Raw genomic sequence first — 18,560 nt, forward strand, 5'->3', positions numbered from 1 at the left:
ACTTATTTATCCGAAAGGCTGTTCAGCAGTTCCACAAGGGCGGTATGACCGTTAGTTTCGCTGTCATAGAAGACGATATTATCAGATCCTAAAGCAATATCATTTCGTGTTTTCACCCAATCAGGACATACGGAGATATCAACTTCATGTTTATCGGTTACTGCGCTGTGCAATAATTGACGGGCGAGTTGATAGCCCACTTTTGTTGTCTGCATAAGCGCAACGAAACCGGTTTGAAGAACATGCGGTTGGCTGTCGGGATGAGCAGGAATTATATTTTCTTTCTTTTCTTCATACCAAGGCCAAAAAAGATTTTTCATTCTCAGGAAACTCCATCCTGTTAGAAGGTGTCCACCATATTTTTGAGCTGTCATGTCGGGCATGTAGTTTTGTGTGAAAGCTTCGCTCTTTTCTGAAGCCGGTTTGAAAAAGTCAAAATTTATCAATTTGGCTGTTTGAAATGCTTTTTTTAACTGAGGCCCCATGGCTGCGCTTTGACCAATAGTCAAAATATAATCAGGCAGTTTATCAGCCGCATCAAGATTGTTTGTGAGTTCTTCGATAAAAGTATCGGAAAGTATATTGGTTAGTCCATGACCCGGCAGGTCGGGCGCGATAACTTCATATTCTGCATCTGCTAATGTCCCGATAAGGCTTTTTAGCGAATTACTACTTTGTAAAATATCATGGATTACTAGCACACGAGTCTTTCCGTAATCCGTAACCAAACAATGCAAATTGTTCTCCTGCCCAAAATATTCGCGCCAAGTTTTTGCTTTATTAGGTTTTTTGGTGTTTGAGTTGATATGAAAATTTTTCAACTTCGGCAAATCAGTTTTGCGCAAATATTCGAGCGCAACAGCATGGCCGTCGTCACGATTTTCTGGGCGTACAAGTTCAAAGTTTTCTGGCATGTCGGAGAGGCGATCAAGATGGGCTGTCAGAGGGTCGGGTGGGGCGGCCATAATTAATGCCGGCGAGGTAACCTTTGATTGAAAACTTTTTTTGTCAAAAGCGAAAGCAGCCCCATAGGCGCTTCTATATGCGTCACCTGCGTATAAATGATCAAGAACTTGCTGATGAAGTATATCAAGCGGGGCGATGTCATAGGGCATGCGTGACGAATTGTTTTTGGCATACCATGGGAAAAAAATTAATTGCTCACGATAGCGCGACCAAAGCCATGCTAAATGGGAGCCTGACCAATCAGGTTGAAAGGGCGGGAGGTACTCTTTAAGAAAAGACTCTTTCTCTTCTTTAGATAGAACTGAAAATCCGTTCATTACAAAACGATTTACTGCTTTGGGGTATAGCCCTGCGATTGTTAGGGCAATGGTTGAACCAGTATGATAGCCATAAGCCGCAAACTGAGTGATGCCAATCGTCTTCAAAAAAGTCATTTGTGCGTGTGCGATATCTGTCATATCCGGCTCAGTAATTTCGAGAGGATCAGATTGGCCATATCCAGGGGTATCTGGAGCAATAATGGTGAAATATTTTGCCCATTCTTCAATCAGCGGAACATATTCTGACGCAGATCGGGGTGATTGATGAAACATTACTAAAGGTGGTCCATTTCCAGCCGTGATATAATGAACCCTTCGATCGCCACAATAGGCATAATTTTTTAAAATTCTGGTCATTTATCTGGTGCGTTGCCGATGACCTTTTTGTTTATTAAGTTTTGAATTTCATCATCTTCAAATCCTAAGTCGTTTAGAATTTTAATTGAATGTTGACCTATTTGAGGGGGATCAGATTTAAGAGTAGGTCTTTGACCATTAATTTCTATTGGCAGGCTTGGTAATTTAGTCTCGGTTCCATCCGGTAAATTGACCGAGGTCAGGCCCCCATTAGCGTTAAGATGAGGGTCTTCAAACAAATCTTCTGGGCGTTTAATTGGCGCAAATGGGGCGCCAAAAGACGACAGGTTATCAATGAGTTGTTTTGTGGTTATTGTTTTAAATAATGAACCAAGCCTCTCAAGAATTTCAGTCCTTTTTTCTATTCTTTGATTATTCGTTGCTAGATTACTATCTAGAGCCCAGTCACTTAATTCAAACTTTTCGCAAAACGCCCGCCATTGGCTATCTGTTACAATCCCGACGAAAATTTTCTCATTATCCGCAGTTTCAAAAATATCATAAACAGACCAGGCAGAAATTCTGACAGGCATAGGTTTTGCAGCCGCGCCGGTAACTGCATATTGGGCCATATGTTGGCCTACAAGGAACACACAAGTCTCATAAAGACCACTATGAATGAGTTTCCCTTTACCGGTTGTTACTCTCTCCAATAAAGCCGCTAAAATTGCTACCACGCCAAAAGTACCACCCATAACGTCTATAACGGATGCTCCCGCCCTCAAAGGCTGCCCAGGTGGACCAGTCATGTAAGCAAGCCCGCCCATCATTTGAGCAACTTCATCTAATGCAGTGCGTTTTTCATAGGGACCACTTAAAAATCCCTTTTCGGAACAGTAAATCAAACCAGGATTAGTGATTGATAAAGTTTCGTAATCCAAACCGAGACGGTTAATTGTACCGCTTCGGAAATTTTCAATTAGTACATCCGACTCAGATATTATTTTTTTGGCAATCTCCAGACCTTCATCACTTTTTAAGTCTAATGAAATACTTTTTTTATTCCGATTATACATTGAAAAATAACCGGCGCCGGAACCGCGAAGATTGCGCGTCTTGTCGCCATCAATTGGCTCAATCTTGATGACTTCCGCGCCCAGGTCTGCCATAAGAAGACCTGTAGAAGGCCCCATGACCATATGAGATAACTCAACGACTCTAATGCCTGTTAACGGGGTGATTGCAGTTTTAATCATTAATAAGGACAGAAACTAATTATTAAGGGTTTTATTCTATAATGTTATATTAGTATAACAATTAAAGCTAGAATTATTTAGGTTGTACAATGAATATCATTAATGTGTGTGAGGTAGGTCCAAGAGATGGATTGCAAAGTATCGACCGAATGATGCCACTTAAGGCGAAGCAGGCTTGGATTAAAGCTGAATTTGAGGCGGGTGTAAAGGAAATAGAAGTTGGGTCCTTTGTATCGCCAAAAATGTTACCGCAAATGTCTGAAACCACCGAAGTCGTTAAGTTTGCTAAAACGCTGGAGGGACTCGAGATATGTGTTTTAGTCCCAAATCTGAAAGGGGCTGAGATGGCAATTGAGGCTGGCGTCCATAAAATTGGGCTACCTCTATCTGTTAGCGAAGAACACAGCATTCGTAATCTAAATCGCAACCATCAGAAAGTTTTATCAGAAATTCAATCCATTGCTTCATTGATAAAAACTCTTCCAGTAGATGAGCGGCCTTATTTTGAAGTTGGTTTATCTACTGCTTTCGGGTGCAGTATTGCCGGGCCAATTGATTTGTCTATTGTCATTGAATTGGGCGAGGCGGCTTTATCTGCGGGAGCAGATGAACTTGGGCTCGCTGATACAACAGGTTCTGCCAATCCGAGAGATATTAAAGAACGGGTTAGGGCGCTTCGCTCTGCAGTCGGTGCCGACAAATTACAAACATTACATCTTCACAATACGCGAGGTCTTGGCCTTGCGAATGCGCTGGCGGGTATTGAGGAGGGAATTACCACGCTCGACGCTTCCCTTTGTGGTCTGGGAGGATGCCCTACAGCACCGGGAGCGAGTGGAAACATCGTTACTGAAGATTTGGTGTATATGCTCGAGGCAATGGGATTAAAAACAGGAATTAATATTGACCAATTAGTTAAGGTAAAGAATATTCTGAGTGAGGCTCTACCCGGAGAGCCATTATATGGATTTATTGGTAATGCCGGCATACCCAAGGGACAGATCATATGAATGATAAAGCAGAAAATCGGAAAATGTTTGTCGTTGCTTATTGCAAAGATAAAGTCGGCGAAGAAGCAACGCAAGAACGTCATACCCATATGCAAGGGCATATGGATCATGTAGCAAGTATTGTTGATCATATAGCACTTGCTGGGCCAATGTATGCTGATGACGGTGAGACAATAAATGGCTCAATGCTTGTTTATAAAACTGATAAAATTGACCAAGCGCGTGAATGGCTCAAAGGCGACCCTTATTATCAAGCTAATATCTGGGAAAGTGTGGAAATTAAATTCATAAAAGTGGCACTTGGTGATCAAGTTGGTGGTTTAACATGGTAATGAAAATCGAATTTAGCCAATTGAAAGCTCAACGTGATTAAATGATAATTTGTAAGTAGGGAATTTAATGAGGGGTTATAATGGATAGCAAACTTGGGCATGGTTTGGATCTAGTCAAAACACAGGATCAAATTTACAAAGAAAAATTTGTTTCGTCTTTAAGGGCTTATGTTCTTAATGATTTAGCAAGTGATATGCGTCAGGATTTCGAAAAAAATGTCGCTTGTGAGAACGATTTCTTAGATGGCTTTGAGGTTCACAAAGCTATGAAGGGAAGAGAAATTTTTTCACGATATAGTAGTATTCGTTGTGCAGCACAGGAGATGGTGTGGGGTTCGGTCATTGATGAAGTTAATGACAATATAGAATTTTTAGAAGCACAGGTTAAATCCTATAGTAATCAAGCAGAAGGATCATTGGTGCTTGACCCTGATTTTGAATTTCCAAAATATTATACCTCTTTGGATGTACATTTAATGCCCGGGAATTATGAAGGGCGTGTCAAGGGAGCCAATTCCCTTTCTGGTGCTGTTTATGACAATGGTTTCAACGTTTTCGCATTTGGCGCAATGGGCAAGCAATTCAATGATATTGGTATGTCGATGGCGAATTGTGTTCGACTGAAATTCCCTGATTTATTACCTGAAGTAATTGTAGATGTGGGGTGTACGATTGGGCATAACACTTTGCCTTGGAAAGAAACATTTCCATCTGCAGAAGTGTATGGATTGGATTTAGCTGGTCCTTGCTTGCAGTATGCACATGCCCGTGCGGAGGCTATGAATATAAAGGCGCATTTCCGACAGGCATCAGCGCAAGAACTCCCTTTTGATGATGAGTCTGTGGATATTGTCTTTTCGTCCATGTTTCTGCATGAAATGCCTGTGAAAGAAATTCGTAAATTTATGGATGAAGCCTTCAGAGTTTTAAAAAAAGGTGGCGTTATGTTTCATATGGAATTGCCGCCTAATGATTCATTGACACCTTATGATGCATTTTATTTGGATTGGGACAGTTATTATAACAATGAGCCATTCTATAAAACTTTCAGAGATTTGGGTTATAGGGATTTGTGCAGCACAGCCGGTTTCCAAGAGAAATCTTTTTTTGAGTCTGTAATGCCACGCTTCACCTATGTGTCAGAAGATGTTTTTGAAGCTGCAGTTTCCGCAGATGCAAGTTTTGATGAAAACACTGGTCGTCTATCTGACAGCATTCAGTGGTATGGCTTTGGTTCCAGAAAAGATTGAGGTTAATGTGTCTGAGTTGATTTCTAAGAAAGTCAAAGGTGGTCGCAAATTCTTTTTTGAACAGGCTGAAACAGATATGCTTCTGTCGATGTTGTTATCTCTTATGGCTGAACACTCAAGTGTTAAGGATAGACTGGTCAAGCTTGAGTCATTCCTGAGCGATAAAGGCCTGTTGGATGATGAGGAGCTTGCTTCTTTTACACCTAACAACGAAACATCCACCGCGATGGACATTGAACGTATGAAAATGATTAAAAATATTCTTGAAGCTGGAAGTAATATTGGCAACAAAGCAGAAGATTAACAGGGAGAGAAATGATAGATTTTATCTACTCAATAATGGTTCTCGTTCATATTCTTTTGTTGGTGTTTTGGGTTGGTACTGATGTCGGTGTTTTTCTGGCGGCAAAGGTCTCTGAAAGAACTGACTTAAGTATTGAGACGCGTTCAACGGTATTATCTGTGGGCATGGTGCTTGACCGTCTTCCCCGATCTGCCCTGGTTTTAATCATCCCTTCGGGATTATTTCTGGCTTCATATAGTGGGCTTATGAATATTCCCCCTATTATTTTTTATGGTATTTGTATTTTAGCAGGTATATGGCTCGCAATTTTATGGCTTGGCTTTATGACTAAAAATTCGGCCACTGAAGCTAAATGCATGTCCATTAATCTTTTATTAAATGGTGTCTCGGCCCTTCTTGTTACAGCCGCGGCAATTTGGATGCTAACATCTGGGGCTTACGAAGTTTGGATAGGTCTTAAATTTTTATGTGTCGGGTTAATTTTTGCTGTTGGTGTTGTCCTTGATATGCAGTTCCGGCCTGCTGTGGTTGCCTTTTCAGAAATTATGACCAAAGGGGCGACTGAAGATAGAGATATGACTTACAGCAAAGCTATTGCGCCTGTTTATTTGTCCGTACTTACTATTTATCTTTTAGCAATTATTGCTGCTGGTCTTGGTATTGCAAAGCCGTAACTTGAAATCTTAATGGGAGGGAGCGATGTCAAAGGTTATCGTATTATTTAATCTGAAAGAGGGTGTTTCTGTGACCGCATATGAGGATTGGGCACAAAACACTGATTTACCTATGGTTAATAAATTGCCAGGTGTAGATAATTTTGAGGTTTTGAGAACTATCAGTCTGTTTGGTTCTGATGATGCAGCTCCCTATCAATATATTGAGATTATCGATATTTCTGACATGGAAAAATTCCAAATCGCTTTGGGTGATGAAACTATGCAGCGTGTCGCGCAGGAGTTTCAAGGGTTCGCCGATAATCCGATATTTATAGCAACCGAGAGTCTTTGATGACTTCGTCTAACAGCTTAAGGGGCAAGGTTGCGCTTATCACCGGTGCAGGCCGTGCCGGGGGGATAGGGGCATCAATTGCTGAAAAACTCGCCACTCTCGGCTGTCGTGTTGTGCTAACCGATATTGCAGAGACCGGTATGGGATTAGGAGACAAAAAAGAGCTCGAGACCAGATGCGCTGAAATTATGAATGCTTTAGAGAGTATTCCAAATGCAGAGGCAGGGTCGGTATCATCGGCTATATGCGATGTGACACAAGAAGATTCTGTCGCTGAGACATGCGCGGAGATTTATAGGACTCACGAGCGGCTTGATATTGTAATCAATAATGCAGGCATAGGATTTTTGATGGCATCACTTATGGATGTTAGCCTTGAGGATTGGGACAGGGTTTTGAATGTGAATTTGCGTGGTCCCTTTTTGCTAACAAAACATGCCGCACCCCTGATGATTAGAAACGGGCAGGGCGGACGTATCATCAATATTGCTAGTCAAGCTGCCAAATCTGGTTTTCCGCATGCCTCATCCTATGTGTCGTCAAAGCATGGTCTCATAGGTCTTACCCGCGTATCTGCGATTGAGCTTGGTGAGCATGGGATTACCGTTAATGCCGTTTGCCCAAATCACATAACGACAGGTCTTGGGAGCTGGCAAAATAGTTATTTCAGTGATTTATTAGGGCAGAGTGAGGAAGCCTATTTAGCTGCGATGCGCGAACGTATTCCTCTCGGCCGTCCGGGAAAAGTCACAGATATTGCATCTATGTGTGGTTTTTTGTGTCAAGATGAAGCTGGCTATATAACTGGAGAGGCAATTAATGTCAGCGGTGGTGAGGAAATGCACTAATCATTTCATAGAGTTGCAATCACTTCCTCAAGTAATTTATCTTCCTTCATATCAAGCAGATCTGTAGCTTTGGATATATAAGTTTTGCTTTCGTCATGTGTATCTGTTTGTAAGCAGTTCGTTATTTTTTCAATCTGATCGTCATAATTTAGAGGGTTGTCTGGATGACCGAGAGTTGCATGTATATCCAGTTCAAAAGTCTGTCCGTTGAATGTTTGTAAAATTATATGCTGTGGGGATAAGGCGTTTGGATCTTTCAGATCATTATCTATTAAGACTAATTTTCGTGAAATTATCTGCAGACTGTTATCTTTTAAATTGGCAGGAGAAAAGCTGTTTCTATCTATGCGCAAATCTCTCATCATAAGGGCGGAAAGATAATAAATACATAGCCTTGCATAACTTGCAGACATATCATTTTTTATGGGACGGTCAACGAGCCGTCTGATAAGTGGTGGCACAGCCGCTTTAATTTCTTTGATATCATCAACGACAAGATGATTTTCTCGCATAATGCTTCTTATGCCATCTAAAATAGCGTGGGCTGCACGACCGGTTGGGAAAGGCTTATGGGATAACTCTAAAACCCGTGACTTCGTTTTGAGTTCTGTTACGAAACTTTCGCAGTTTGCATCTTGCTCAAATAAGTTAAAATAGCCATAGGGTCCGGTCATGACGTTATGCGGCCCGCCTATTCCTTCTCTAGACAGATCCAAAGCAGTGATAACAGATCTCGCAGCGGCACCAATTTGCAATGGCAAGGCTACAGACCCTTCGATATGTGCTTGCATTGTACCTGCGAGTTGACTGTAGACGAGGCCCATAAAGTTTTTAAGTTTTACTTCATCCAATTTTACAAAAGTCCCAAAAGCGGCCGCGGTTCCCATGGCACCAGCCGTTGCCGGGCGAAAAAAGGTGAGCCCTTTCTTTGCAGCCAATCCCAATCCGGCAGCAACATCTACACCAACAACGATGGCTTTAAGTGCGTCTTCAATTGTTAGTTTCTCTCTATCAGCAACAGCCACGAGGCTTCCCGCCAAGACCGCCATCACATGAACCGTTGCAGCCTCATGCAGGCAATCAAATTCTTGGCAATGTATCTGGAAGGCATTACAGAAAGCAGCACTGGTTGAAGGCTGACGCTCCTGAGTTCCTATGAGGCATGCTTGTTTGCTTGTTCCCCATTGTTTAGCAGTTTGTCTTAGCTGGGCGGCAACAGGCTCGTGATAGCCACTAAATCCAACCGCTAAAGAATCTGCGAGAAACTTTTTTGCAGCTTTTGTTGTTGCTTGATCAAGTGTTTTTTCCGAAACGGTATTAATCTTATCTATTATTGCAGTGACAGCTTTATCTTCCATATTCTAGATATCCTGTGCGTGGAGTGCCGCACTTTTTCCAGCGAGGCGACCAAGTGTTACTGCCGTGCATAACCCCATTCCCGGTAGATACGCTTGACAACTTGGACCTGAAACAGACCGCGCTGCTCCACCGCCAGCAAAAAGGTTTGGTAAAGGAGTCTTATCGGGTCTGACGACGGCGGCGTTATGGTCAATACATAACCCTCCTTGTGTATGAAACAGCGCACCTGTTACGCGAATAGCGTAAAAAGGAGCTTCCAAGCTACGCCCTGCCGTAAAGTCGCGCCCGAAAAGGTCTGTCTCTTTGCCGGCGACATAGTTAAAGGATGCCTGAATTGTTTTAGTAAAATTTTCAGAGGGTATTTTCATTTGCTCAGCAAGTGCAGCGGGTGTCTCTGCTTGGTTGGGAACACCTAGATTGAATGCAGATAAATATTCTTCGAACCTTAATGCATCTTGATGCGCTTTTTCATCATAAACAATCCAGCAGATGGCCTCTGGCTGTTTCAGAATGGTTAGTGACTGCCCTGAAATATCATCCAATTCATTTTGAAATCTTTCTCCATTCTTATTTACCTGTAGACCACCAGAAATAAGCAGAGTATGCGGTATCACAAGCATTTGCGGATAAGCCAAGGACCCCAATGCCTGATAAGAACTCATATCGCCAGTATCGGCACCGAGTTCCATACCCCAATTAATGCCATCACCTCGATTGCCTTCATGACCGTAATAAAGCGCATTGGCAATCTCAGGCATATATTTGCTAACCCAATCAGAGTTTGCTCCAAATCCACATGTTGCAAGAATTACCGATTTTGTTCCTATTTCTTCAATTGCACCATCTGAACGCTCCACCCGTAACCCGTGAATATTTCCGGTTTCGTCTGCAAAAAGATTTACGACTCGCGCTTGTGTTAAAATATCAACTTCTGACTTGCTACACGCGGCACTCAACATGGACATTAATGTTTCACCGGATCTGTTAGGAGGTGCGTGAAGTCTAGGTTGACGATGACCAAGACCTGTCCAGCTTTTTTCAGTCGTTAGATTAATGGCATGTTTTTGATGCAACCAGTCGACGGTTGGCCCAGATAAATCTGCAAGCAAACGAGCCAGTTTTGGGTCAGTCTTACTATTTGTAATTGACAAGATGTCTTCATATAAGTCATCGGCACAATCTTCTATTCCGGAAGATTTTTGAATTTGACTACCAGCAGCGCAAATTGCGCCGTAGGACATGCCTGTTGATCCATATGGGACTTTATCTTGTTCAAAAATGATACACTCTGCGCCATTTTCCTTTGCCGAAAGGGCGGCTGTCATCCCGCAAGCACCACCGCCAATAATTGCAACAGAAACGTTTATATCGAAAGAACGCTTTTCAGATTTTATTACTGTCATGATTAACCGTTTTCCGATTTAAATTTTACTAAAAGTCAGGACTGAGTGGAGCCAAGTGATCTAATCAGCATATTTGGTATTTTGCTCTGGTCAAAAGGTTCCTTTGGCCAGTTATTTCCATTTATTCTGACTACCACCATATCTAGAGAGGGAATAATCCATGTTTTATGGTGTCCATAACCTGAAAAGTTATAGACCGTGTCGAGATATATTTCCGAAGACCACCAAATTTGAGGATTTTTAGGTACGGGTTCACCGACATATCCACCGCGAAGTTCAAGAGGTTTAAGCCATAACTGATATCCATAACCCTGATTGGTGGGGGAGGGGTTAGTCATTTGAGTTATGTATTCTTCGCTTATTACTTGTTTCTGATTAACTTCACCTTTGTCCAAAATGATTTGACCAAGCTTTAGCCAATCAATTGGTCGAGAAAAAATACAGCAAGACTTCATAATTGATCCGTTTTCTTTATCCAGATAGGCTTCCGCTTTTCCTAAACCAAAGGCTGGCCATATTTCTTTTGAAAGGTATTCTTGGTAAGACATGCCTACAGCTTTCTCCAGAACCATACCAAGAAGATTGCTTTCATTATTGTTGTATTCAAACATTGTGCCTGGGGGATCAATTGATTGTAGTTGCATTACCCAATAATCAAAATCAGTTCCAAAGTGTTGTCTAACCCCTCGTGACCATGGATAGGGGCTATAATCCTTCGAAATCTGTTCAAGTCCTGCAGACATTTGAAGCAAATTTTTAACAGTTATGCTCCCTCGTCTATCTTTGCTTAAGTCAGGTAAATATTCCGAGATTGGCGTATCTAGTGATTTTATGTCACCTTGAGTTAGTGCATATCCAATTGCGAGTGCCAGCAAACTCTTAGACATTGATTGGGGATTTATTAATGTTTCTCTTGTTGTGTCATTTTGGTAACGTTCATAAACAATTTTACCATACCTTGATATCAGAATTGCTTGTCCACTGTCATTTAATGCGTAGTCAGCAACTTTATCAAAAATTAATTCATTTTTGCTTAATTCTGACGATTTTTTTGTATTGATTTCTTGATCAGATGCATAGTTTTCTGGGCTATCTTTAGAAATAATTAATCTAGGGTTATACCAACTAAGCCCTATTACGTGGGGATCTCCGCCAGCATGGATAAAAGAAAAGTATCTTTTTAAAAATTGATAATCATAAATGACCCAACTCGTAGTGATAATGATTGAAACTACCAAAAGAATTAAGAATTTTCGAAAACGTTTAGGGCGTTTATTCATTTACCCCCCCCAAAAAATAACTAAATTGAATTAAACAGTTTAGAGCATAAAATTTAATTGTATTGGATGTATACAATTGTTAGAGTTTTTTTTTATCTAATTTAAATTTTATTTATGGGGTGTGTATGTTTAGAGGGAAATCTTTATATAGTAAATTTCTTCTTGCCGTTCCCGCAATTGCAGTGTCATTACCGGCACTTGCTGTTGACGAGATTATAGTAACGGCTGAAAGAATTGAAGCAAACCTTCAAGAAGTTCCAATGGCTGTTACTGCTTTGTCGGCTGCTGATTTAGAAACAAACAATATTACAACTACAATGGAACTGACAAAGACGGTTCCTGGCATGGTCTACAGACGAAATACTGGTACTGCTAGTGCATCCAACGTTTACATTCGCGGCTTCGGTGATGATGAAAGCCGTCTTACAGATCCCACAACTGGATTGTATATTGATGGTGTTTATGTTGGACGTCCATATGGTTCACTTGTTGAACTAATTGACGCCGGAAGTGTTGAAGTGCTCCGTGGTCCTCAAGGTACGCTCTACGGTCGAAATACCATTGCTGGTGCCATCAAAATCAACTCTGCAGATAGGGGTGAAAATGGTGGTAATTTCGCTGTTTCAGTCGGTGACGAAGGTTATAGAAAAGTCAAAGGCGGGTTTAGTTATGGTATTAATGACTCATCTGGCATTATCTTTTCTGCACTTCATGAGGAGAGCGATGGCTATGTGAATGCTGGCGCTTTTGGAAAACAGGGCGGCAAAGATGTTACTGCCGTTCGTGTCGCATATGATAATGAGTTTGGTAATGACTGGAGTTTGAAAATCTCAGCTGACTTAGTAGAAGATGACTCCGACCCTACACCGGCAACTGTTAGGGGAACCTATAATACAGCTGCTAACAGCTCTCGTGAATACGTTGATAATACAGAGTCCAGCGGTCTAACGATTGCTCTCAATGGCCCGGTGGGTGATTGGGATATGAGTGTTCTTTATGGTAACAGAAGTATTGAAAACTTTTTAGACACTCATATTCTTGCTCGCTACACTCAAATTATGGACCAGACACAGGACTCACTTGAGGTTTCTGGTAACAGAGATTTTGGAATGGTTAACGTTACCGCTGGTCTGTATTATATGGAAGAGCAGTATGACTTCGAATATGATTTCTTCGGCTTCTCCTCATATGGCGCAACTTTTGACAGTGAAACAGAGCAAACTGCTGCGTTTGTTAATGCCAAATGGTCATTATCTGATCAACTCATGTTGACTACTGGTTTGAGAACTATGCAAGAAGACCGGTATTTAAGTGTGACTGATACAAATACTCTTCAGATTGCTGGCACAGGGGCATATAGCAGTGGTCCATCTTCTCCTACAGCCCTTGGACAATACGATTTGGATTTTGATCGTGAAGATTATCGTTTAGCTTTAGATTATCAAATAAGCGATGATTTGATGTTGTATGTTTCCCATTCCACAGGATCAAGAACTGGTGGGTGGTCTTCAGACAACCTCGTTCCAGTTGACGAGGAAGAACTTGAAACTACAGAAATTGGTATTCGTTCAGTAATTGGTGGAATTCGTTTTAACCTTACATACTTCGATTCAGTCCTCGAGGGCTTCCAAACAGGCGTATCAAGAACAGGGGCTTTTGGTCGATCTAACGCAGATGAGGCAGAGTTTAAAGGTCTAGAAATTGAATTCGGTGGTAATCTAACAGATAGCCTTAGCTTTAATGGTTACATCACGACACTCGATGCTGAGTACACTGAGCTTACAGTTGGTCAAGCACAAGGCTTCCTTGGAAGTAGTCCTGCAGCTAGACAAGCTGCTTGTCCTGCTGCTGGAGCAGATCTCACAGCTAATGGTCCTATTTGGCAACAATGTGCTTACGGGTTAAACATCAAAGGCGCACCCGAAATGACTTGGAGTCTTGGATTACAGTATGCGGTTAATGATGCAATAACCATTGACCTACAAGGTTACGGTGCTGATGAAACTGACAACTTAACTGGAAATCCAGCATATGCTCGTACTGATACATATGATAAGTACGATATCGGCATTACATATGATGATGAAGACAGCCCTTACAGAATTAAGTTTTGGGGTAAGAATATTACTGATCAACACGAAGTTGCAAACGGAACTGGTGGTCTAGTTTATATGTATAACCCAAGACATTATGGAATGACTGTCTCAGCAAAATTCTAATTTAAAATAAATCAAAATTATAAAGGGCGGCCGAAGGGCCGCCCTTTTTTATATCAGTTTATCTCTGTACCAGATTTTAGGTTAGGCTGAAATAATGTGACCAAACCAACTACAAAAAGTGATGGAATGATTGCTGCTGTGAAAGTCATTTTCCAACCAAGACTTCCGACAAGATTAGCTACAAGTAAAGGAAATAGAGCAAAACCAAGGTTGATACCTAAGCCAGATACAGCACCTACTGCTGTGGCTCTAATATGCGTCGGAAATAACTCAGCAATGAAAGTAGTGAGAACTGCAGATGTACCATAGAAGAAAATTGCCATTAAAGAAAACCACATCAAATGCATGTAATAGCTGTGGTCTGGCCATACCAAAGCAGCTACACAAACAGTTCCAACCCAAGTCCAAATGACAACGGTGTTTCGTCTCGTGGTCAAAAACTCACCAACAAAAGAAGCGCCAATATACCCAAGCACACCGCCCGTATGATATTCCTACTAATAATGTTGAAACTTCAGGGGTATATCCGCGAACTTCTTGAAAAAAGGTTGGAAAGTAAAATGCGGTACCCGCGTAAGCGCCCCCGAAAAAAAAGAAAGCAATAAATTCAAGAATAGCTCTAGAACGATATTCGTTTGATAAAAGTATTCCAAGACGTGCTTTCATGGATAATTTTTCAGGTTGTATATCGTCTTGTTCTTTTAATTCTGAAAATTTTAAGCTTTCAGGTAAGACCCTTCCCATTAAAAAGGCTATTGGTATAACAGCAAGAGCTGGAAGGAACATAGCTCTCCAACCAAAGTCTGTTAAAAGTGGTGTAGCGATTAAAGAAGTAAAAAACCATCCTAATGGATATCCACATTGCAGTATGCCGCTGTAAATACCTCGCAAACGAGTAGGCGCCGTTTCAACTACGAAAGAGTTGGTAATTGGTACGAGACCTGTGCTGACAGCAACGGGGGTGTCTGGTTCTCTTGCTGTAACGACAGCATGGCTATTGGCACCCTTGCTTATATCCTGGGGATCTGAGTCTATTGGGTGGCCGCTTACATTAACATATTTTGGTATAATCCCACTCTTTGTGAGTTCAGTCGTATTTCTGTTTTTACCAAACAAGCATTCAAATACGCAAATTTACTAGCCAATTTCACTAATATAAACCCAGCTTCTGTTTTTTTTATCGGCATTGATAAAGGTGTCAATTTTTTCTGTATATTCAAGCGTTCTATCAATTTGATCCAAGCCTTCGAGCAATAAATTCAGCGCATGATTATCGATATCAAACGGCAGAGAATTTCCGCTGAAATTTATTGTTTTCGTTTCAAGGTTAATTTCTAACGGTGAGGCATTTAAACAGTAATTATTGAGAACTTCTAAAGCGCCATGTTCAATTATGGCGGGCAAGATACCGTTAACGATACAATTTTTATAAAATATATCGCCAAATGATGGCGCAATAATGACCCGAAAACCATATTCATATAGTCCCCACACGGCAAACTCTCTGCTTGATCCACAACCGAAATTTTCACCGCCTAAAATTATTCGCGCGGATTCAAAGCGTTCATCATTCATAATGAAGTTGGGGTCAGGATCACGACTGCCTGGAAGATATCTCCAGTCTGCGAAAATTCCTTCCTTTAATCCCGTTCTTTCAACTTTTCGCATCTCCCGTGAAGGCATAATCACATCGGTATTGATATTAGGAATTAATAGGGAGATAGCCGGGGCACGAATAATTTTTAAAGCTTCCATTACTCTAATGTTCTTTCTGATTTTTAGAAGTTATGAAGCCTAATACAGCTGAAGCGGCAACTGTTTCTGGGGCGGCAATATGTGTTTTAACTTGCGGTCCTTGCCGGCCTTCAAAATTACGGTTTGTACTGCTAATGACACGAGCTCCTTTTTCGAATGTCTCACCACCAGCATAGAAACAAAATCCACATCCGGACTCACACCATTCAAATCCCGCATTTATAAAAATTTTATCAATACCTTCTTTTTCTGCTTCAGCTTTAACGCGGCTAGATCCGGGAACACAAATAGCTTTTACATGAGGCGCCACTTTTTTACCTTTGAGGATAGCTGCGGCGCGACGCAGATCTGTTAACCGACCATTGGTGCATGACCCGATAAAGGCACCATCAATTTTTAACCCTAATAGGGGTGTCCCCACATTGAGTGTCATATAATCCAAAGCTGGCATCTCTGAGCCATCAACTTGCGGTATCAGACTATCTATAGGAGCAGATTGATCGACTGAACTGCCCCAACTTACATATGGTTTGAGGGACGTGACATCAAAATTAATCTCTTCATCAAAGACTGCTTCTTTATCACTGAATAATGCAGCGACATAATTTTCAATCTCAACGTCATTATCGGGTGAGTAGCGTCGGTTTTTTAGCCAAGAGATAGCTTTTTGGTCTGGCTTTATGATTGCTGTGAAAGCCCCGAATTCAACCGCCATATTGCAAAGTGTCATACGGTCTTCCATACAAAGGACCTCTGTCGCTGGCCCGGCAAATTCTATCGCAAAACCATTTCCGTGACTTGCGCCATATTTGGATACGATTGCGAGAATAGCATCTTTTGCGCTAACACCTTCTAACCACTTTCCATCCAGATTAATGCGCATATTTTTAGGTTTGCGTAACTTCAACGTTTTCGTTGCAAGTGCATGCTCAAGATCTGTGGTACCAACCCCCCATGCCAAAGCACCAAATGCACCTTGCGTACAAGTATGGCTATCAGCACAAATAAGGGATAAACCAGGTTGCACGATACCAAGTTCTGGCGAGATAACATGAACAATGCCTTGCTCAGGGCTGTCTAAATCAAATAATTTAAGGTTATGTGCTTTTGCTGAATGCCGCATGGCTTCAATAAAACCTTGCCCTTCTGGCATTCTTGAAAGGTTTGGTCGCCCGGGTTTTATATCTACAATATGATCAATTGTGCAAAAGACACTGCTTGGCTCTTTAACACTTAGTTTCTTTGTTTCAAGAGATTTTAGTGCGAAAGCTCCGGTGCGCTCATGAAGAAAAATTCGATCAATGAGCAATAGGTCGTCTCCGTCCTCAAATTTATGTATGAGGTGAGACGCCCAAATTTTATCCATTAAAGTATGGCTCATTTATCTGTTAATTCGTGTGACTTTTATCGAAACAAACTGAGGCTTACTCTTCACTATTTGTAGATAGAAGACAAGCTAACAATAAATTTTGATTTAATTAGAATGGCTTAACAGCCCCTAAAAAGCCGGTTCCAGCAATCCCCACCCAATAAAAATAAGCCATGATACGCGCTTTGCTTATTGAGCTGTCCAACTGAGCTTCTGCCTCAGCATTTGGGCCAGTTGCAAGAACTCTGAATAGTATTGTCCATTCACGCATAACAAAACGCAACAACAAGCCAATAATAAGCATAACTCCGAAAGTTACCATTTTTGCTGGATACCAATATCCCCCAGAAACATCGACTGGACCAAGACTAAGCAGACCCATACCGCCAAGACCAATTAAAAATCCGATTTGAATATATCGAGAAATTTCGACTATTTTACCTAAGGTTATTCCTCGATCTGTTTCGCGATAGTAAAAAGCCATTACTTCTGTCAGGAGAATTCCCAAAAAGAAGAACCACATAGCAATAAGCCATCCTTCCATAAAAGGAACAAACCCGTAGTAATAACCCATTTGAAGACCGAGAGGTAGCATCAACGTGATGCCAATGCGTGCTAAGAGATCAATACGATATGCTGTTTCCATATGACGACGGCGTTCATCCATCGAGAGTTTGTGATTCACAACATTATATGAGGATTGAAAAACTCCCCACTCGCCACCCAGCCAATAGACCATTGCAAGTATGTGAACCCACCTCAATATATCTATTTCATTCATGCCTTCACCTTTACTCGTATTAAGCCAATATTGAGTTATAGTAACATTGATATACATCAATCATCTTTTGAGATAATAGGCCAAACTGAATTATTTGGTTACACTAATTAGACTTGCGTTAGAGGATCATCCAATGGAAGAGAGTGATAAAACTGCGCGTCAGATTTTTCAGGAAATTAAAGCAAATCCAACCCGTGCTAAATTTGGGTTTGGAAAAAAAGCAGCACTTGTGAATGTGGACTTGCAAAAAAGTTATACATGCATTGATGAGTTTAAAACGGCCTACCAGACTGACCCGAAACAGTTAGATTATGTTAATGACCTTGCGGTTAAGTTCAGAGCTTTGGAATGGCCTGTTATTTGGACTTATGTTGCCTATATGGAAGATGGAGGTGATGCCGGTATATGGGGAACCAGAACAGATACGCCGGATTCTTTGCAAAACATTAAATTTGGTTCCCGGCGCTCTGAATTTGATGACAAATTAATCATCGATGATAAACGAGACGCTATATATTTGAAAAAAATGCCATCAGCTTTTTTTGAAACGCCTTTACAAAGTTATTTGGTTTGGCATCAAGTTGACACTTTGATCCTTACTGGCGGTTCTACCTCAGGCTGTATAAGGGCAACGGCAGTTGATAGCTTGTCTCGGGGATATAGAACTATCGTGCCGGAAGAATGTGTCGCGGATAAACATGAGAGCTACCATTTCGCCAACCTAACAGACTTATTATTGAAATATGCTGATGTTGTGAGTGTATCTGAAGTTTTCGAATGGCTTAACGGGCAGGGCGTTTAGG

General features: G+C 41.3%; 19 protein-coding genes. 9 read left to right on the forward strand and 10 right to left on the reverse strand.

The annotated features are described in order from the left end of the window. Positions 1-2: 2 nt before the first annotated feature. The gene (locus RS24_RS09615; RefSeq protein WP_021776399.1) at positions 3-1,643 is read right to left on the reverse strand and encodes an alpha/beta hydrolase; all 1,641 of its coding nucleotides are present in this window, start codon (positions 1,641-1,643) and stop codon (positions 3-5) included. Further along, the gene (locus RS24_RS01465; protein WP_021776400.1) at positions 1,640-2,839 is read right to left on the reverse strand and encodes a CaiB/BaiF CoA transferase family protein; all 1,200 of its coding nucleotides are present in this window, start codon (positions 2,837-2,839) and stop codon (positions 1,640-1,642) included. The genes RS24_RS09615 and RS24_RS01465 overlap by 4 nt, the downstream gene beginning before the upstream one ends. Before the next feature lie 89 nt (positions 2,840-2,928). Between RS24_RS01465 and RS24_RS01470 the strand changes: the two genes are divergently transcribed. From RS24_RS01470 to RS24_RS01500, 7 genes are all read left to right on the forward strand, one after another. After that, the gene (locus RS24_RS01470) at positions 2,929-3,849 is read left to right on the forward strand and encodes a hydroxymethylglutaryl-CoA lyase (RefSeq protein ID WP_021776401.1); all 921 of its coding nucleotides are present in this window, start codon (positions 2,929-2,931) and stop codon (positions 3,847-3,849) included. Continuing rightward, complete coding sequence (locus RS24_RS01475) at positions 3,846-4,181, forward strand: YciI family protein (protein WP_021776402.1); 336 nt, start codon at positions 3,846-3,848, stop codon at positions 4,179-4,181. Before RS24_RS01470 ends, RS24_RS01475 begins: the two co-directional genes overlap by 4 nt. An 80-nt stretch (positions 4,182-4,261) precedes the next feature. Then, the gene (locus RS24_RS01480; RefSeq protein WP_021776403.1) at positions 4,262-5,431 is read left to right on the forward strand and encodes a class I SAM-dependent methyltransferase; all 1,170 of its coding nucleotides are present in this window, start codon (positions 4,262-4,264) and stop codon (positions 5,429-5,431) included. Beyond that, positions 5,367-5,735: a hypothetical protein gene (locus tag RS24_RS01485; protein ID WP_131443706.1), complete on the forward strand. Its 369-nt coding sequence runs from the start codon at positions 5,367-5,369 to the stop codon at positions 5,733-5,735. The genes RS24_RS01480 and RS24_RS01485 overlap by 65 nt, the downstream gene beginning before the upstream one ends. An 11-nt stretch (positions 5,736-5,746) precedes the next feature. Continuing rightward, entirely contained in the window at positions 5,747-6,409 is a 663-nt protein-coding gene (locus RS24_RS01490) for a hypothetical protein (RefSeq protein WP_021776405.1), read from the forward strand. Between the two features lie 25 nt (positions 6,410-6,434). Further along, complete coding sequence (locus RS24_RS01495) at positions 6,435-6,743, forward strand: AsnC family transcriptional regulator (RefSeq protein WP_021776406.1); 309 nt, start codon at positions 6,435-6,437, stop codon at positions 6,741-6,743. Then, a complete protein-coding gene (locus RS24_RS01500) occupies positions 6,743-7,591 on the forward strand; it encodes an SDR family NAD(P)-dependent oxidoreductase (protein WP_021776407.1) in 849 nt (282 codons plus the stop codon). The genes RS24_RS01495 and RS24_RS01500 overlap by 1 nt, the downstream gene beginning before the upstream one ends. 5 nt (positions 7,592-7,596) lie before the next feature. On the opposite strand, the gene RS24_RS01505 is transcribed toward RS24_RS01500, so the two are convergent. Genes RS24_RS01505 through RS24_RS01515 form a run of 3 tightly spaced genes read right to left on the reverse strand, consistent with a single transcriptional unit; the run spans position 7,597 to position 11,633 of the window. Next, entirely contained in the window at positions 7,597-8,949 is a 1,353-nt protein-coding gene (locus tag RS24_RS01505) for an MmgE/PrpD family protein (protein WP_021776408.1), read from the reverse strand. Between the two features lie 3 nt (positions 8,950-8,952). Further along, positions 8,953-10,353, reverse strand: coding sequence for an FAD-dependent oxidoreductase (locus RS24_RS01510; protein WP_021776409.1), 1,401 nt, complete (start codon positions 10,351-10,353; stop codon positions 8,953-8,955). A gap of 35 nt (positions 10,354-10,388) precedes the next feature. After that, positions 10,389-11,633, reverse strand: a complete 1,245-nt coding sequence (locus RS24_RS01515) for a serine hydrolase domain-containing protein (RefSeq protein WP_021776410.1) — start codon at positions 11,631-11,633, stop codon at positions 10,389-10,391. A 125-nt stretch (positions 11,634-11,758) separates the two neighbouring features. Here RS24_RS01515 and RS24_RS01520 point away from each other — a divergent pair, with 125 nt between their 5' ends. After that, a complete protein-coding gene (locus tag RS24_RS01520; RefSeq protein WP_021776411.1) occupies positions 11,759-13,852 on the forward strand; it encodes a TonB-dependent receptor in 2,094 nt (697 codons plus the stop codon). 53 nt (positions 13,853-13,905) lie between these two features. Here RS24_RS01520 and RS24_RS01525 read toward each other — a convergent pair whose 3' ends face one another. The 5 genes from RS24_RS01525 to RS24_RS01545 form a co-directional block, all read right to left on the reverse strand. Beyond that, entirely contained in the window at positions 13,906-14,289 is a 384-nt protein-coding gene (locus tag RS24_RS01525; protein ID WP_157833775.1) for an MFS transporter, read from the reverse strand. A 4-nt stretch (positions 14,290-14,293) separates the two neighbouring features. Next, entirely contained in the window at positions 14,294-14,968 is a 675-nt protein-coding gene (locus tag RS24_RS01530; protein ID WP_021776413.1) for an MFS transporter, read from the reverse strand. A gap of 21 nt (positions 14,969-14,989) precedes the next feature. Continuing rightward, positions 14,990-15,607 (reverse strand): 3-isopropylmalate dehydratase small subunit, encoded by a 618-nt coding sequence (gene leuD / locus RS24_RS01535; protein WP_021776414.1) that lies wholly within the window; start codon positions 15,605-15,607, stop codon positions 14,990-14,992. Positions 15,608-15,611: 4 nt separating this feature from the next. Beyond that, entirely contained in the window at positions 15,612-16,988 is a 1,377-nt protein-coding gene (locus RS24_RS01540) for a 3-isopropylmalate dehydratase large subunit (RefSeq protein ID WP_038300426.1), read from the reverse strand. A 97-nt stretch (positions 16,989-17,085) separates the two neighbouring features. Next, positions 17,086-17,757 (reverse strand): hypothetical protein, encoded by a 672-nt coding sequence (locus RS24_RS01545; RefSeq protein WP_038300541.1) that lies wholly within the window; start codon positions 17,755-17,757, stop codon positions 17,086-17,088. A 133-nt stretch (positions 17,758-17,890) separates the two neighbouring features. On the opposite strand from RS24_RS01545, the gene RS24_RS01550 reads away from it, so the two are divergent. Beyond that, complete coding sequence (locus RS24_RS01550) at positions 17,891-18,559, forward strand: isochorismatase family protein (RefSeq protein WP_021776417.1); 669 nt, start codon at positions 17,891-17,893, stop codon at positions 18,557-18,559. Position 18,560: the final 1 nt, after the last annotated feature.

Origin of the sequence: Candidatus Micropelagos thuwalensis (genome assembly GCF_000469155.1) — a bacterium.
Classification (GTDB): Bacteria; Pseudomonadota; Alphaproteobacteria; order RS24; family RS24; genus Micropelagius; species Micropelagius thuwalensis.

What these genes read in the sequence shown, in the direction of transcription:
- RS24_RS01505 (WP_021776408.1), bottom strand. Translation starts at nt 8,949, where the DNA reads ATGGAAGATAAAGCTGTCACTGCAATAATAGATAAGATTAATACCGTT.
- RS24_RS01500 (WP_021776407.1), top strand. Translation starts at nt 6,743, where the DNA reads ATGACTTCGTCTAACAGCTTAAGGGGCAAGGTTGCGCTTATCACCGGT.
- RS24_RS09615 (WP_021776399.1), bottom strand. Translation starts at nt 1,643, where the DNA reads ATGACCAGAATTTTAAAAAATTATGCCTATTGTGGCGATCGAAGGGTT.
- leuD (WP_021776414.1), bottom strand. Translation starts at nt 15,607, where the DNA reads ATGGAAGCTTTAAAAATTATTCGTGCCCCGGCTATCTCCCTATTAATT.
- RS24_RS01490 (WP_021776405.1), top strand. Translation starts at nt 5,747, where the DNA reads ATGATAGATTTTATCTACTCAATAATGGTTCTCGTTCATATTCTTTTG.
- RS24_RS01475 (WP_021776402.1), top strand. Translation starts at nt 3,846, where the DNA reads ATGAATGATAAAGCAGAAAATCGGAAAATGTTTGTCGTTGCTTATTGC.
- RS24_RS01465 (WP_021776400.1), bottom strand. Translation starts at nt 2,839, where the DNA reads ATGATTAAAACTGCAATCACCCCGTTAACAGGCATTAGAGTCGTTGAG.
- RS24_RS01520 (WP_021776411.1), top strand. Translation starts at nt 11,759, where the DNA reads ATGTTTAGAGGGAAATCTTTATATAGTAAATTTCTTCTTGCCGTTCCC.
- RS24_RS01495 (WP_021776406.1), top strand. Translation starts at nt 6,435, where the DNA reads ATGTCAAAGGTTATCGTATTATTTAATCTGAAAGAGGGTGTTTCTGTG.
- RS24_RS01550 (WP_021776417.1), top strand. Translation starts at nt 17,891, where the DNA reads ATGGAAGAGAGTGATAAAACTGCGCGTCAGATTTTTCAGGAAATTAAA.
- RS24_RS01485 (WP_131443706.1), top strand. Translation starts at nt 5,367, where the DNA reads ATGAAAACACTGGTCGTCTATCTGACAGCATTCAGTGGTATGGCTTTG.
- RS24_RS01515 (WP_021776410.1), bottom strand. Translation starts at nt 11,633, where the DNA reads ATGAATAAACGCCCTAAACGTTTTCGAAAATTCTTAATTCTTTTGGTA.
- RS24_RS01540 (WP_038300426.1), bottom strand. Translation starts at nt 16,988, where the DNA reads ATGAGCCATACTTTAATGGATAAAATTTGGGCGTCTCACCTCATACAT.
- RS24_RS01470 (WP_021776401.1), top strand. Translation starts at nt 2,929, where the DNA reads ATGAATATCATTAATGTGTGTGAGGTAGGTCCAAGAGATGGATTGCAA.
- RS24_RS01480 (WP_021776403.1), top strand. Translation starts at nt 4,262, where the DNA reads ATGGATAGCAAACTTGGGCATGGTTTGGATCTAGTCAAAACACAGGAT.
- RS24_RS01510 (WP_021776409.1), bottom strand. Translation starts at nt 10,353, where the DNA reads ATGACAGTAATAAAATCTGAAAAGCGTTCTTTCGATATAAACGTTTCT.
- RS24_RS01545 (WP_038300541.1), bottom strand. Translation starts at nt 17,757, where the DNA reads ATGAATGAAATAGATATATTGAGGTGGGTTCACATACTTGCAATGGTC.